This window comes from Methanoregula sp. (genome assembly GCA_041645435.1).
Lineage (GTDB): Archaea > Halobacteriota > Methanomicrobia > Methanomicrobiales > Methanospirillaceae > Methanoregula.
This window is the reverse complement of record JBAZQB010000001.1, coordinates 492,984-510,662: the sequence shown is the minus strand read 5'-3', so window position 1 is coordinate 510,662 and position 17,679 is coordinate 492,984. Positions and strand designations below refer to the sequence as shown.

The 17,679-nt window shown below is 47.1% G+C and carries 4 protein-coding genes; 3 read left to right on the top strand and 1 reads right to left on the bottom strand.

The window, feature by feature from the left end; translation table 11 throughout:
- Positions 1-7 precede the first annotated feature (7 nt).
- The 3 genes from dnaJ to WC593_02380 all read left to right on the top strand — a co-directional run bounded on the left by dnaJ (position 8) and on the right by WC593_02380 (position 2,878).
- Positions 8-1,132, top strand: coding sequence for a molecular chaperone DnaJ (gene dnaJ / locus WC593_02390; protein ID MFA4823985.1), 1,125 nt, complete (start codon positions 8-10; stop codon positions 1,130-1,132).
- Positions 1,133-1,202: 70 nt separating this feature from the next.
- Complete coding sequence (locus WC593_02385; GenBank protein MFA4823984.1) at positions 1,203-2,171, top strand: methyltransferase domain-containing protein; 969 nt, start codon at positions 1,203-1,205, stop codon at positions 2,169-2,171.
- Between the two features lie 74 nt (positions 2,172-2,245).
- Positions 2,246-2,878, top strand: coding sequence for a tetratricopeptide repeat protein (locus WC593_02380; GenBank protein ID MFA4823983.1), 633 nt, complete (start codon positions 2,246-2,248; stop codon positions 2,876-2,878).
- Between the two features lie 82 nt (positions 2,879-2,960).
- Here the strand turns inward: WC593_02380 and WC593_02375 are convergent, their stop codons facing one another.
- Positions 2,961-17,642 carry a tetratricopeptide repeat protein gene (locus tag WC593_02375; GenBank protein MFA4823982.1) on the bottom strand — a complete coding sequence of 4,894 codons (14,682 nt, stop codon included), beginning with the start codon at positions 17,640-17,642 and terminating at the stop codon, positions 2,961-2,963.
- Positions 17,643-17,679: the final 37 nt, after the last annotated feature.

Genomic DNA, 17,679 nt, shown 5'->3' with positions numbered 1-17,679 from the left:
TTAAAAAATGGGCGCAGGAGATTATTACGACATACTCGGCATATCCCGGAATGCCGATGACAAGGAAGTAAAGAAAGCATACCGCAACCTCGCCCGTAAATATCACCCGGATGTCTGCAAAGAACCAGGAGCAGAAGAGAAGTTCAAGCAGATCAACGAGGCCTACAGTGTCCTTTCCGATGAACAGAAGAAAGGACAGTATGACAACATGGGTCACGAGACGTACACCAATGCTTCAAAAGGCTCCTATACCGGAGGGGGACATGGGGGCGGAGGATTCTCTGCTGACTTCTCCGGATTTGGAGATATTTTTGATTTCTTTGGCGGGGGCCAGCGGCGATCAGGGCCGCAACCCGGCGCAGACCTCCTCATGCGCATCCAGATCCGGCTTGAGGATGCAGTTTCCGGCATTGATCGTGAGATCGAAGTGATGCATACCGAACCCTGCGCTACCTGCAGTGGATCGGGAAGTGAGACAAAACGCCTTAACATGTGTCCCCGTTGTGGGGGTACCGGGCAGATGCGACAGACTGCCCAGTCAGCATTCGGCCAGTTTGTCCGCATGACACCCTGCACCCAGTGTGGCGGAAAAGGTAAAATTCCTGAGAAAGTCTGCAAAACCTGCCATGGGTCCGGTCATACCCGCGTGAAAAGGAAAATATCTGTACATATCCCTGCAGGGATTGACAATGGTATGCGGCTTCGCATGGAGGGATATGGAGAGGCCGGGGATTACGGTGCAGCAAATGGCGATCTGTTTATCGAAGTGTATGTCCAGTCACATGACCGGTTTATCAGAACCGGTGATAACCTTGAGACTACTATTGAGATTAGTCCTGCACAGGCAGCTCTTGGTACATCCATGGAGATAGAGACTATTGACAAAAGACATATCGATCTCAAAATACCTGCCGGTATTCAGTATAATACAGCACTAAAGATTGGAGGCGAAGGGGTAAAACGCCGCGGGCATCACGGTGATCTGCTCGTACGGGTGAAAATTATCACGCCAAAATCCTTGAGCGGGGAACAGAGAGATCTTTATCAGAAACTTGCCGATATGGAAGGCAGTTCCGACGCAGGTGGAGGGTTCTTCTCGGGTATCATGGGAAAGAAAAAAGGAAAAAAATGACGGGATTATTCACTTTCCCGTTTTGTTTTTTAACACACTTATTTGAGTTCCTGCATGTAATGGGATAAGGATGAAACTGCTCTTTGAGCTTTCCGGAGAGAACCCGACACTGCCCTTTGCTGAACTTGCATGTGTCGGCACTATTCTTGAAGAGCGCCTGCAGGTTGCGGTTGCAGAATGTCCCCATCCCGAAGAAGCCCAAAGACTTGCCATGACCCAGGTCGTGCTCGAGTATCTCGGGGAATGCGATCCGACTATACCTGCATTCACTGCATTACTTGAAGAACTGGCCATAAGGTCAACAAATACTTTTGCGGGTCGGGTAAAAAAAATTCATGGGGGATGCAATGAACACAATCCCTCATCACAACGAAAGTTCGAACGACTGATTGGTGATATGATATCGGGTCCGGTATGTTTGAACAACCCGGATACTGAATACCGTGCAATTCTTTCTGAAGACAAGTGTTATTTTGGTAAGGTCCTCTTCCCCATCAACCGTTCCGGATATGATACGAGAAATCCCGGGAAACGTGATTTTTTTCACCCGGGTGTCATGATGCCAAGAATGGCGCGGACACTGGCAAATATTGCTTGTGTACAGGCAGGAGATACGGTTCTCGATCCGTTCTGTGGCACGGGCGGAATCCTTATTGAAGCAGAGCTACTGGGGGCGATGGGAATTGGCAGTGATTTCGATCCATTGATGGTGCAGGGAAGCCGCCAGAATGTGATACAATCTTCTCTGATGCTTGCTGACGCAACGTCTTTACCTTTTCAGGATCATTCAATCGATTCGGTTGTCACTGATTTGCCCTATGGCCAGTCGGTCTGCATTAAAAAGGCAGATACCATGGCTAATCTCTATGCAGATGCACTGGATGAGATTGGCCGTATCTTAAAAACAGGAAGGCGAGCGGTTATTGTAACCCATAAGGATATTTCCGAAATTGCCCGTAAACATATGACGGTTCTCCAGCAGCACGAACAGCGCGTGCATAAGAGTCTCACACGACGCGTCTTAGTTCTCGGTCATTAGGAATACTTTTTTTAAAGGATAATTTATGGTGCATCCATGCCAGATATAACCCGGTAGTTATGTATGCAAAAAAAATGATACGTGCAGGAATATTCGGCATCGTTTTCTTTGTTCTTTGCACTCTTCCGGTATTGGCATATTCACCTGAAGCTGCCGATTGGTACGCACAGGGAAACATGCTTATTGAAAATAAAAATTATACCCAGGCAATTGGTGCTTACAATGAAGCGATTGCCCGGGCCCCGGATTATTTTGAGGCCTGGAATGGCAAAGCCGATGCATTAAACCGGGCACAACGATTCAATGAGGCTCTCGCTGCATCGGACAAGACATTGTCTTTGAATCCAAACTATCTGCAGGGTTGGATCAACCGTGGTTATATACTCTACAATCTTGGCCGGTATGAAGATGAACTGAAAGCCTATGAAACGGCCATATCCATCGATCCTTCAAATCCTGATGCATGGTTCAACAAAGGCTATTCCCTTGCAGGATTGAAACGGTATGACGAAGCGATCACCGTCTTTGATAAAGTAAAGTCACTCGATCCTACCTATCCGAAACTTGCCGATAACCGGCGTATTGCAGAACAAAGCCGCGATGCAGCTACTCCATGGTATATTAAAAACGCTCTCACAATAGGAATTATTGTCCTTTTCACCGTCGGCGCAATCGTGTGGTTTATTTCCGTCAGGAAAGAACACTAATTTTTCTCAGTTCTGTCCTTTCCGATAAACCAAAAAAAGGGAAGTCATTCAATAAAAACAGGGATTCTGGATATTAACCGAATTACCGGGATTTATCGTAACATATTTGTGCGTCTTCATGCTTGCCAATCGTATCCAAAATCCCGCCAATATCCTTCCAGACTTCTTTGCGGGATGCATCCAGCTCCAGTGCACGTTTAAATGCAGTCAGGGCATCCGGGTATTTTTCCAGTTCCTTTAAAGATCGTCCTTTGTGAATCCATGCATCCACAAACTCCGGCTGGATGGTAATCATATCACTGTATGCCTCCACCGCTTCATCGTACCGTCCCAGTGCATCAAGCGCACTGCCCTTAGTAAAGTGGGCAATGGAAAATGTTGGATCGATTGCTATCGCCCGGTCATAGGAAATCAGCGCAGATTTATCCAGATTCTGACCTGCCAGTGACATGCCGTGACGAGTCCAGCCAACAACATTTTCGGGATCGAGTGCCAGACCCTGTTCATACGCAGATTGTGCTTCCTTAAATTTGCCCAGATCGTAATATGCGTTCCCTTTGCCAATCCACGCGTCTGCCATTGTCTTGTCAAGATCAATTGCCCGGTCAAAAGCATCGATGGCATCGCGCGTCATACCCAGTTCCGCAAGGGCAACTCCTTTATGAGCGAACGTGGCAGCGGTATGATCAATCTCCAGTGCCCGATCATAGGACTTGATGGCATCACGGTACTGTTCAAGTGCTGCATATGCAATTCCCAGGTAGGAAAATATTTCAGCAGAGCGGGGTTTGTTCTCAAGCGCATGGTTGTATGCGGTGATGGCCGCATCAACATTACCCAGTTCTACATATGCCCGCCCCATCCAGAAGAATGCAGGAGCACAAGTTGGTGTAATCTCGATGGCATGTTCAAATGAGGTAATAGCTGTTTCATAATTGCCCAGTGAGAAGTACGCCTTTCCCTTTTCATAAAGCGCATCGGCAAATCCGGGATTTATTGCCAGTAAGCGATCGAATGCGACAATTGCTTCTTTAAGATTTTCATTCTGTATCAGGGCAAGACCTTTCTCGTACAGCGCCTCTTCAGAATCAGGTTTTATTGCAAGTGCTGCATCAAAAGCTTCGATCGCATCTTCATATCGTTGAATCCGGGCAAGGGCGATACCCTTGTGCTGGAATGCCTCACAGTACCGGTTATTCAGGGCAAGCGCTTTTTCAAACAGGACTATCGCATCTTCATACTGTTTCCGGTGAATCAGTGCAACACCTTTGTGATAAAACGCCTCGGGATACACAGGCTGGTGTTCCAGTGCCCGATCAAAGGCATCAATAGCTTCAGTGTACCGTTTCAGATGAATCAAGGCTATGCCCCGGTATAGGTAAGGTACTGCATAAGCGGGGTCAATTGCAATCGCATGATCATAACACTCCAGTGCTGCATCGTAACTGCCAAGATTTGTTTCTGCAATGCCGCGATAAAGCCATGAATCTGCAAAAGTGCCGTTTTGTGCCAGTGCTTTGTCAAAAGCGCTGATAGCCTCATGGTACATTGAAAGACCCGAGAGGGCCTGTCCTTTCTGGAAATAGGCTTCAGCGCATCGGGGCCGGTAAGACAGGGTAGCATCCAGATTCCGAATCGCCTCCTGGTACCTGCCAAGACGGATATTTGAGACCCCTAGGTTATAATGTGCCTGAACATCCCTGACATCGATGCCCAGTGCCTTGTTATAACAGCTGATTGCTTCCTGTTCTTTTGATAACGCCGAAAGGGCGATACCTTTTCCGGTCCAGATCATGGCAGCAGTCGGGCGGATGCGCAGTGCCGGATCAAATGCCGCAATTGCATCTTCATACCGTCCGAGTCGTATAAGTGCCCGCCCTTTCTGGTACAAAGCATCAATATTCTTCGGCTCTAAGTTGAGGGCATTTTCAAACGATAGGGTTGCCTCTTTATACATTCCCAGTTGGAAGAGGGAACGTCCCTTATCAAAAAAGGCCTGCGAATAATCGGGGCGGATCGCCAAGGCGCGGGCAAACGCTTCAATGGCATCATCATATCCTCCGAGCGCGTAGAGTGCACTCCCTTTCAGGTACCATGCATCAGCATTTGATGGATCGATCTCTAAGGTCCTCACAAATGCTTCAATGGCATCATTGTACCGTGTGAGATCGGCGAGGGCTCGCCCACGGTGAAGCCAGCCATCAATCGATTGCGGGTCAATCCTCAGCATACGGTCAAATGCCTCTATCGCATCACTTTGGCGCCCGATGGCTACAAGAGATAATCCTTTGTTGAAAAATGCCAGGGCATTGCCGGCATCAAGATCGATGTTCTTGTTAAATGCAATTATAGCGTCTTCATGACGTCCCAGGTGCGCAAGTGCAAGACCTTTGTCATAATAGACCGCAGCATAATTTTTCTCAATCGTTAATGCTTTGTCGAATGTTTTTACTGCCTCGCGGTACATCCCCATGGATGCCAGTGACCGGCCTTTGTCATAGAGAGCTTCCCCAAACGCAGAATCTATCTCCAGTGCCAGATCATGTTCTTTTGCCGCTTCTTCAAACCTGCCGAGACGATAGAGTGCAAGTCCTTTGAAATGATGAGTCTGTGCATGTGCAGGATCGAGAGAGAGTGCCTGGTTGTATACCGGAATAGCTTCTTTGGTTTGGTTAAGAAGATCCAAAGAACGTGCCTTATTATAAAACGCTGCAAAATTTTCCGGCTCGAGATTTATGCATTGATCGAAGGCAACAAGAGCCTTTTCATGTTGATTGATCTTTGCAAGGATAAGACCCCGTTCCAGCCATGCAACTGCATTATCAGGATCAAGACGGAGCAAATGCTCGTAGGATTCAGCAGATTGGACATAATCTCCTGCTTCGGCTAAAGATGCAGACCGATAATACAATGCCGCGATATTATCGGGTGCTGATGCAAGGGATCCATCCAGTGCCCTGACAGCCTCTGCAAACTTTTTGAGGTGGAACAGGGAAAGACCTTTTTCATACAGTGCACGTTCATCTCCCGGTTTGAGCTGAATAGCATGATCGAATGCCTGAATGGCACTTTCCATCTTCCCAAGACATGCATATGCCATTCCCATTTCAAGATATGACCGGTGAGATTCAGAATTGAACGAAGTGGCAGTAGTGAATGCATCGATTGCTTCCTGGAACCGCTTGAGGTGCAGGAGTACTGAACCTTTTTCAACCCATATATCAGGATTCGTTTCATTAAGGCGAAGTGCTGCATCAAAAGTATCACCAGCCTCCTCGTACCTGCCAAGTATCACAAGCGAGAGTCCCTGGTTATAAGGGGGTTCATACCGCCGGGGAAGATTTGATGCTGCTGCTGCAAGAATTTCTGCTGACTCTTCATACCTTTCCAGATGGAAAAGCGCAAGCCCTTTTTCAAAGAGTATCTCTCCATTATCCGGCTCACGTCCCAGAGCGATATCAAGGATATGGATGGCATCTTCATATTTTTCCAGTCGCCGTAATATCTGTCCCTCTAACAAGAGGAGGGGGATATTGTAGGGATCGCCAGTTCTGGCTCTCTCTAATGCTGCCACCGCATCGTCATCCTTACCAAGACGCTCGTAGGCAAATCCGGTATGGTACCATGCGCCGGCATGTTCAGGCTCGTGCGAGAGCATTCCCGCCAATGCAGTTATTTCTTCTTCGTATCGCCCAAGTTCTTCGAGAGCAAGACCTTTGGCGAGATATGCCTTAACAAAACCGGGATCGCAGGTGATCGTCCGGTTGAATGAGATTATGGCATCATCATACCGGTTTAAAGCCACATATGCACGACCTAAGGCAAAGTGTCCATCCCGCTGGCTATCATCGAGAGATAGTGCATGCAAAAATGCTACAATTGCATCATCGTATCGTGATAACCGGAAGAGCGCACAGCCTTTTCCAAAGCAGGGATCATATCTGAGCGGATCAAAACTGATCGCCTTGTCAAATGCAACGATTGCTTTCTCAAACTGGCTGATTTCTAGGAGGGTAAGACCTTTGTTATACCAGACATCATAGTTGCCCCCATCAAGACTGATTGCAGCATCGAATGACCCAATCGCTTCTTTGAATTTTTTTATGTGGGAGAGTGCAATGCCTTTATAATAATAAGCCGGGGCATATGACGCATTTACCGCGAGACCTTTTTCAAAAGCAGTTATTGCCTCCCTAAAATTAATAATTCGAAGATTTGCTAGCCCTGTATCAAAAAATGCTGTGGCAAAATGCGGATCTATGCCTGTTGCGCGTTCGAATGCTCGGATTGCATCAACATCCCGGTTCAAGCGGGTAAGGGCAATACCTTTGTCATACCAGGCATTTGTATATTTAGGATTTATTGCAATAGCGTGATCGTATGATGCCACGGCCTCATCGAACCGTCCAAGTTCAAAGAGGGCGATTCCACGGTCATACCATCCATTTGCTGACCCAGACCTGATCTCAAGGGCACGAGTCAGTGCATCAACAGCAGGTTCAAACTCCCCGGTAGAGAGAAGTGCACTTCCTTTCCTGAACCATGCCGGAGCACATGCCGGATCGGCCGACAGCACCCGCTCAAAACACTGTATTGCTTCATGGGTTCTTTCCAGTTCGAGATACGATTTGCCTTTCCGGTACCATGCAGTGATGTTTTCTGGTTCTAATGCAAGAGCCCGCTCAAATGCTTCCACCGATTCCACATACCGTTCACATTCATACAGTGCACTTCCTTTGAGAATCCAAACTTCTGCCAGGTTATTCTCAAGGTCCAGTGCAGATTCAATCGGGATAAGTGCTTCAGTAAACCGGTGAAGTTTTGTTAAGGCAAGTGCCCTCTGGAACATGACCTTTGTATCTTCAGGAGTCAACTCCAACATCTTATCAAATTCCTTGAGGGCATTTTCATACTTGCCAATCTGCGCATATGCTAAACCGGACTGGTAAATCGCATCATAAATTGAAGAATCATATGTCAATGCCGTCTTGAATTCCCTGATTGCCTTTTCGTATTTTCCTATAGAATTCAGGCAAAGTCCTTTCTGGTAATGCGCCCCGGCATGTTCAGGACCATATTCAAGAGTATAATCGAATAATTTGATTGCTTCAGGATAGTTCCCGAGGCGGGCAAGGGCGAGTCCTTTTCCATATGCTGCATCCGCGAATGCAGAATCGAGTTTTAACGTCTGATCAAACGCGGTAATCGCATCTTCATCCCGTCCAAGAATAAACAGTGCCTGGCCTTTACCAAACGATGCATGTGAATCTTTAGGGCTCAGTTCCAGGGTCCGGGTAAATGCGTCCACACTTCCTTGGAAATCTTCGAGCAATACCAGAACCTGCCCTTTCTCAAACCACGCAGCCGCGTCATCCGGTGCGTGTTCGATTGTGCGGTCCAGGGAACGTAATGCTTCGGGGTATCGGCCGGTTACTATGAGTGCGTGCGCCCGGTTGAAATGGACCTGAATATCATCCTTGCCGAGAACGATTGCCTGGTCGAATGCAACAACGGCCTCTTCATATCTCTCAAGAATAGTGAGTATGAGTCCTTTCTGGTAGGCGGCTTCCGGCTGTTGAGGATTGTACTCAAGTGTAAGATCAAATGCCGGAATGGATTCTTCATACCGGTCAAGTTTTGTTAAAGCGAGTGCCCTTTGGAACAGGACCGTGGAATCAGTGGGTGTCAGCTCCAGCAACCGATCAAAAGCACGAAGGGCATTTTCATTCCGGTCAAGATGTACATATGCCAGCCCGGACTGGTAAATCGCATCGTGAATTGAAGGATCGTGTATCAGTGCTTTTGTAAATTCATCAACCGCTTTTTCATATTTCCCTATTGCACTCAGCGCCAGTCCTTTCTGGTAACGTGCCCGGGCATGTTCAGGAATATATTCGAGAGTATAATCGAATGATTTGATTGCTTCAGGATAGTTCCCGAGTCGGGCAAGGGCGAGCCCTTTTCCATATGCTGCGTCGGCAAAAGTTAAATCGAGAGATAACGTCTGATCATATGCTGCGATCGCATCTTCATCCCGTCCAAGGGCAAACAGTGCCTGGCCTTTACCGAACGCTGCATGAGCATCCTTTGGACTCAGTTCCAGAGTACGGGTAAATGCGTCAACGACACCGGGATAATTTCCCAGTAATGCCAGTACCTGTCCTTTCTCAAACCAGACCGCCGGGTCTTTCGGTGCTAGCTCGATAGATTGGTCCAGAGAAGATAACGATTCAGCATATCGGCCGATAACCATGAGTGCATGGGCCCGGTTAAACAGGATCCCGGCATCAGTCTTTCCAAGCGCAATTCCCCGATCAAAAGCTAAAACTGCTTCTTCGTATCGTTCGAGATTCGCGAGCGCGAGTCCTTTCTGATAGAAGGTATCCGGATATTCAGGATTATTGGCAAGGGAGAGATCGAATGCTGAAAGGGATTCTTCATACCGGTTGAGTTTTGTTAAAGTGAGTGCTCTTTGGTACAGGACCATTGCATCAGTGGGTGTCAGCTCTAGCATCTGATCAAAAGCACGAAGGGCATTTTCATACCGGCCAAGGTATGCATACACCAGCCCGGACTGATAAATTGCATCGTGAATTGAAGGATCGTGCGTCAGTGTTATTTTGAATTCACGGATTGCCTTTTCATATTTTCCTGTTAAACCCAGTGCCAGTCCCTTCTGGTAATGTGCTCTGGCATGTTCAGGAACATATTCAAGAGTATAATCAAATGATTTGATCGCATCCGGATAATTCCCAAGGCGGGCAAAAGCGAGCCCTTTTCCAAAGGCTGCTTCAGTGAATGTGGTATCCAGGGTTAACGTCTGATTATAGGCCGTAATCGCATCTTCATCCCGTCCAAGGGCAAACAGTGCCTGGCCTTTACCAAACGATGCATGAGCATCCTTTGGACTCAGTTCCAGTGTTTTATCGAAGGCATCGATTGCCCCGGTGAAATCCTGAAGCAAGAGAAGTACCTGTCCTTTCTCGTACCAGGTGGCTGCATCATCAGGTACGATTTCGATCGAACGAACAAGGGAACTCAATGCATCCTGGTACCGCCCGGCAGTCATAAGCACATGTCCACGACTGAACAGTATCTGGGCGTTCACGTCACCAATTGTCAGGGATTGATCAATAGCGCCGATCGCTTCGTCATTCCGTCCAAGGATAAAAAGTGCCAGCCCCTTATGATAGGCAGCATTCTGGAACTGCGGGTTGAGTTCAAGGGCACGATCGTACGCGGGCAGGGATTCTGCGAATCGTTCAAGCCGTGTGAGCGCCTCTGCTTTTTCGAACCATGCAACAGTGCATTCGCTGTCGTGTGCAAGTGCATTCTCAAACGCTTGCAGGGCATCATCATACAGGGCCATCCGGGCATATCCAAGACCCTTGTAATACCATGCGGCAGCATACTGGGGATCGATGGAGAGCACTTTTTCAAAGAGCATGATCGCGTCTTCCCATCGTTTCAGGTGCATGTACGCTTTTGCCCGTAAGAAAAGGGTTTTGACATCCAGCGATCTCTGTTTGAGGGATTTTCCCAGCGCTTCTACCGATTCCTTGAACCGGTTCAACCGGTACAGGGAATATCCCTTGCACGTGAGGATTTCCGGATTTGCCTTATCGGAATCCAGTGCATGATCGAGAGATATGACCGCATCTTCATATCTCCTGAGTTTTATGAGAGAAATACCCCGGCTCCGGTGTACCTGCCCGTTATCAGGATCGATAAGGAGTGCCGCATCAAACGCGGTAATTGCGTCTTCGTGTCGCCCGGTCTGTGCCAGGGACAGACCTTTTGCCAGGAATGACGGGGCATCATGGCGATCAATTGAGAGAGCCCGGTCAAACGAGAGAATCGCTTCAGCATAATCTCCCAGGGTATAGAGGACAAATCCTTTTTCTGCATGAACTCTTGATGTATCAAGACCAAGAGTAATGCACCGGTTAAACACTTCAAGGGCAGATTCTGCCTTATTCATCCGGCTTAAAGCCAGTCCTTTATCATAGAGGATATCAACGGTGTCGGGTTTAATTGCAAGAAATGCATCAAAGGTTTCCACAGCAGTTACGTACTTCTGGAGTGTGACTAATGCTCTCCCTTTGCCGCTTAAGGCTTCACAATTTATCGGATTGATCTCAAGCGTGCGGTTAAAAGATTCCACTGCATCTTCGTCCTGATGCATCTTGACCTGTGCTATGCCCTTATATAAAAATGCCCGTTCACACGCAGGATCGAGGCGGTTGACCTGTTCATACGACTGAATGACATTATCATATAATCCCAGTTTATCAAATGCCCGTGCCTGACCATAGAGTGCAGTAATTTCTTTTGGATTAGCGGAAATTACCCTGCTGAATGCATCGGCAGCATCCTGATATCGTTCCAGTGCGAAAAGTGCCCGTCCTTTCTGGAGATATCCCGGTTCAAAATCGGGCATCAGGCCATTTGCCTGTTCAAATGATGCAACCGCGTCAGCAAAGGCACCTTGGCGGTATAATACGATACCTTTGTAATAGAAAGCTTCCCCGAATGCAGGCTGGTTGGCAAGAGCATGGTTAAATGAAGTAACTGCATCAGAGAGAGCATCCAGATTTAGCTGCGCTCGTCCTTTATAAAACCATGAATGAGCATTGTTCGCGTCGATATCGAGCGCGTTATTATAAGACAGGATTGCTTCCTGGTAGCGCTCTTCTGCGGAAAGACAGAACCCTTTAATCAGCCAGGCATTAGCCAACTTCGGAGAAGTCTCAAGCGTCTTGGTCAGCGCTTCAATAGCCTCGGTAAATCTCCCTAATTCGGCAAGTGAGAGCCCTTTGTGATACAGGGCATCGGTATATCCCGGATCCAGTTCAAATGCGAGGCCAAATGACGATACGGCCTCGTCGTGTTGACCCAATAAAGCGTGAGAGAGTCCTTTCTGGTAAATGATCTCTGCTTTCCGGGGTTCAATTTTGGATGCAGCCTCGAAGACAACAATAGCATCGTGGTAATTCTCCAGACGGACAAGAGCCAGTCCCTTCTGGTAGAGCGCATCAGCATTGTCTGGAGAAATTTCGAGGGTAATGTTGAACGAGAGTACCGCCTCATCGAACATACCAATCGCGCAGAGGGCAATTCCTTTGTTATAGAATGCAGGAGCATAACCGGGAATCAGATCAAGCACATGATCAAAAGATTCAATTGCCTTTTCTGGATTTTTCTGATGGATAAGGGCAAGTCCTCTATCGAAATATGCCTGAGCATTGGTCTTATCCAATTCGATTGTCCGGTCAAATGCACTGACAGCCTTGTCGTATTGTTCCAGATCTGATAAGGCAACACCCTTCCGGTACCATGCCCCGGAAAATTCCGGATTGATCTCAATCGCCCGTTCGGCAGCAGCAAGAGAATCTTCATTGCGTCCCAGATCATGCAGTGCAAGCGATTTGTAAAAGGCTGCGTCAGCAGATTGGGGATTTAGTTCCAGCGTGCGGTCAAAGGAGTCCAGTGCATCCCGGTAAAGACCAAGGGTATAGAGAGAGAGTCCTTTCTGGTATGCTGCAGACACGTCAGTAGGAAGCAACGAAAGAGCCCGGTCAAATGCGGTAATCGCATCTTTGTGTTTCCCGGTTTTTGCGAGTGCATACCCACGGTTATAATGCGCCTGTTCAAGATCGGAATCAATCTCGAGTGCCAGATCTAAGGTTGAAATTGCATCATCAAACCGTAATAGTTTCAGAAGCACGAGACCTTTATGGAAATGAGCCTCGCAAAAAGCCGGATTCAGTTCTAATGCCCTATCACAGGATTCGTTGGCTTCAGTGAAGTTCCCAAGATCGAATAAGGCACGAGCCTTATAATAATATGCATGAGAATTGTGGGGGTTCTCATGGATAGTCCGGTCAAAATCCTTAATGGATTCCCGGAATTTACCCAGATTATAAAGAGCAATCCCCTTTTTCAATCGCGCATCAGTATATTTTGGTTTAAGACGGAGCGTCTTATCAAAGGAAAAGACGGCCTCACTGAACATCTTTAAGTTTGAATAGGACTGCCCCTTGTGATAAAATGCAAGTGCATTTTCAGGATCATAGATGAGGGCTTTGTCAAATGCTTCAAGGGCATCTTTATTCCGGTCAAGTTTCTGAAGTGCAATACCCCGGTTAAAGTGCCCATGTGCATTACTCGTATCACTCTCAAGATTGCGGTCAAAAGATTCGATCGCTTCTGGGTATTTACCCAGTTTAAGGTAGGAATATCCCCGATAATAATGGGCTTCTGTATATGCAGGTTCTATCTCCAGTACACGATTAAAAGCTTCAATCGCTTCTGTGTATTTGCCAATCTCTGTTAATGATCGACCTTTATTGTAATATACCGGAGCAGAGGGCTGAAGTGCGATAGTCTTATTAAAAGCAATAATTGCATCCTGATGATCCCCAAGTTTTGAAAGGGCAAGACCTTTATGGAACTGGGCATCGCTGTTAGCAGGATCAATTTCGAGAAGCACTTCAAACACATGGATTGACTCCTCGATCCGGTTGATCTTTTCGAGGGACAATCCTTTGTAATGGAATGCTTCAATGCATCGCTGGTTCAATGTAATTGCATTATCAAACGCATCGATAGCATCCTGGTACCTTCCCAGATCATAATATGCCCTGCCACTTTTTACCCATCCGTCTACCAGTCCGGGATCGATTTTTACTGCTTTGGTATACGAAGCAATGGCATCCTGGGTTTTACCGAGTTCATTTAAAGCATCACCCTTGCGAATCCAGATATCCTGCAATGAAGGATTTATCTCCAGTCCGCGGGAATAGGCAACAATCGCTTCCTGTGTTTTTCCCATATCATACAGGACATGTCCTTTTTTCACCCAGCCTTCAGAAAGATTTGGATTAATCTCGAGGGATTTAATGAACGCGACCAATGCCTCAGGGTTTTTACCAAGACTGACATTTGCATCTCCTTTTTGCATCCATATATCGATCAGCGTCGGATTTAGCGAAAGAATACGGTCATCAGTGTCAATGGCTTCAGCATATCGTTTGAGAGAGATTAAGGATCCTGCCCGGTAGATCAGTGCTTCCATCAGAGAGGGATTTGCTGCCAGACTCCGATCAAGACACATAATCGCCTCCTCATGACGGGAGAGATGGGCTAGCGCTATACCTTGGTACATATATCCATCGGAAAGCGACGGATCCATCCCAGTTGCCCTGTTGAGTGATTCTAATGCCTTGTCGTATTGCCTTGACTGGACATAGGCTATACCCAGATAATGATAGGATTGGGGATTTGCCGGATTTCGCTCAATAGCCTGTTTAAAAGAGGTTACTGCATCATCATATCTTTCAGACTGGATGAGGGCAATTCCCCTGAAATGATGGGCCGGGGCATTTGTGGGATCGATGGTGAGAGCCTGATTAAAAGCCCGGATAGCCTCTTCGTAGCGTTCCCGCCCGGCAAGAGAGATTCCCAGATAGTAATACGCAGAGCCATTTTCAGGCTGAAAGGTTATTACCCGTTCAAATGCCTTGATGGCATCATCATATCGTTCACGCTGGGCAAGAGCAAGTCCTTTGTGATAGAGCGTCTGATGATCATCCGGAGCAATTTCAAGCGCCTGATCATAGGACAACACAGCTTCAAGGTGTTTACCTGTACGTGCAAGTGTAATTCCCCGCTCATACCATGCCGGGGCGCACTTACGGTTGATCTCCAATACCCGGTCAAATGCTTTTACAGCATCTTCAGTCTTATTCAATGCTGAAAGAGCAAGACCGGAATAATACCATGCCTGGGCATTCTCAGAATCATCCTCAAGTGCCAGGTTGAGTATCGTGACTGCATCGGAAAACCGGGAGAGGTTGACAAGTGCTATTCCTTTTTTTACCGTAGCTTCAGTGAGTTGGGGGTTTAAGGCAATCGCTTTCTCGAACGCCTCAACTGATTTTTCTTCCAACCCAAGATGAGAAAGGGTTACACCTTTTTTAAGCCAGGCATCAACCAGGGTCGGATCCTGTTCAAGTGCATTATTGAATGAGACATTTGCATCTTCGAATCGCCGGAGGTGCATGAGAGCTGCGCCTTTTTCATAAGCAGCATCTGCATTATAAGGGGAGAGCACAAGTACACGGTCAAATGCGGCAACGGCATCATCAAACCGGTCAATCTTCAGGAGTGATTTTCCCCGGTAATATTGGGCATTGAGATGTGTAGGATCTAAATCGATAACGTCATCAAATGCCTGTACCGCATCTTCAAATCTGCCAATATGGAAAAGCGCCTGTGCTTTCTCGTAAAGAGCATTGATATTTTGAGGATCTAGTGCAATAACGTGCTCAAATGTCGTTATGGCCTCATCATATTGCTTATTTTTTACCAGTGCATACCCTTTGCGGGAGAGGATCTCCCTATTGTCCGGATCGATTTCCAGTGCCAGATTATAGGAGTCTGTTGCTTCCTGCAGTCGGTTGGAAAGGAGAAGCGCATTCCCTCGCTCGAAATGGGCATGGGAGAACTGGTTATTGATCTCCAGCGCCTTATCAAATGCCCGTATTGCCTCATCAAACCGGTTCAGGGACAGAAGGGCGACTCCTTTATAGCACCATGCCCAGATATCCCGCGGATTATCTTCAAGGGAACGGTTAAAAAGAACGATTGCTTCACCGAACCGGTCAAGATTAACCAGCGCAATTGCTTTGCGGACAGATGCTTCGCTATGTTTTGGGTTTAAGATGATTACCTTGTCAAATGCAACGATAGCATCTTCCTGCATGCCGAGAGTTGTAAGAGTAATGCCCTTATGGAACCAGGCATTGATCAGGGAGGGATTCTGTTCAAGTGCTTCATCGAATACCGGAATGGCGTTTTCAAGCCGTTCAAGATGCACAAGAGCCATTGCTTTTTCATACAATGCTCCGGCATTCTGAGGGGAAATCGCAAGAACACAGTCAAATGCATCTATTGCTTCTTCATAACGCAAAAGGTGCATGAGCATGATGCCTCGCTGGTAAAGGGCCAGCGTGTGAGAAGGATCGATCTCTGCAGCCCGGTCGAAAGCATCGAAAGCATCACTATACCGGCCGAGACTGGCAAAAGCGAGTCCCCGGTTATAATGCGCATTTACATAATTGGGATTGATTGCGATGGCGCTCTCAAATGCTTCGATTGCTTCTTTAGACTGTTCAAGCTTTGAATAGGCCAGGCCCATATCATAAAATGCCTGTGCATAGGCGGGCTTTAATTCAATACTTTGCAGGTATGCATCAACCGCATCTTCAAATTTCCCGAGTTTTGCAAGCAGGAGACCTTTCTGATGGTATGCCTGGGGATTCTGAGGTTGTTCTGCAATTGTCCGGTCAAATTCTTCTATAGCCTCAGTGTTTCGTCCCAGCTTGGCAAGAGCAAACCCTTTGTGGTACAATGCATCAGCATATGCCGGACGGATTTGCAATGCAAGATTGTAGGCCGCAATTGCTTCAGCATAGCGACCGAGATGTGCATAGGACAATCCTTTCTGGTACATTGCGGGTGCACACACAGGATCAAGGACTTGTGCATCGTCAAAGGATTCAAGAGCATCCTTGTATCTCCCCAACCGGGTAAGCGCAACTCCCCGGTAATAGTATGATGCAGCATGATCTTCTTTTTTCTCTAACGCATGGTTGAATGCATCAAGGGCATCATCATACCGGCTAAGGTTGATACAGGCTACCCCTTTTAAATAATAAGCATCGGCATTCGATTGATCAAATGAGAGGGTCCGATCAAAATCCTGCACTGCTTCATCATATTCATTCAGGTACGCATACGCGATACCCCGGTTATAATAGGTTTGGGCATGAGCAGGGCTAAGTTCTGCAGATTTATCAAAAGCGCTGATTGCATCATCGTATTGCTGAAGCTGGTTATGGGCAAGACCTTTATGATACCAGGCATCTGCAACCTGGGGATTACGTGAAAGTGCCTGATCGAGAGCAGATATAGCTTCTTCGTATTTCCTTGATTTCAGAAGGGAAATCCCTTTGATTGCCCAGATATCAGCATGATCGGGCTCATGTTCGAGAAATTTTGCTGCGGATTGTGCAGCATCTTCATAGCGTTCCTGTTTTGCTAATATGAAACTGCGGTAATACCAGACCCAGATATCGGCAGGGTCCAGTTCATTAGCCTTATCGAATGCAGCCAGCGCTTCATCGTATTTTCCTATTTCATAAAGAGAGATACCACGATTATAGAACGCCCGGGCATATCCGGGCACGATCTCAATCGCTTTGTCGTAAGCAATGATCGCCTCATGATGCCTTCCGATATCTCCGAGAGCAATGCCTTTATTGTAGAATACTTTCGCATGGGTCGGATCTATGGTGAGCGCATGATCGTATGCACTGATTGCCTCTTTGAACCGCCCCAGTTCATACAATGCAATGCCTTTTAAGATCCAGGCTTCGGCATTGTCAAACCGTATGGAGAGCAGTTGTTCGCAGGCATCAAGGGCTTCTTCGTTTCTTCCAATCTGGGCCAGCGTTGCTGCTTTATTATACCAGGCATTTGGATCTCCGGGTTCTATTGAGAGGGCAAGATCATATGCTGCAACGGCCTCTTCGTATTTCCCGAGATCGTACAGAGCAATTCCTTTAAAATAATGGGCTTTTGCAAGTTTGGGGAACAGCGCAAGTCCACGGTCAAACATGACAATGGCTTCCTGATACCTGCCAAGGTCATAGAGTTCGATGCCCTGACGCAACAATGCTTCAGCATCACTCTTATTCATGTATTTTTTTACCTCGCACGATAATTAACTGAATATT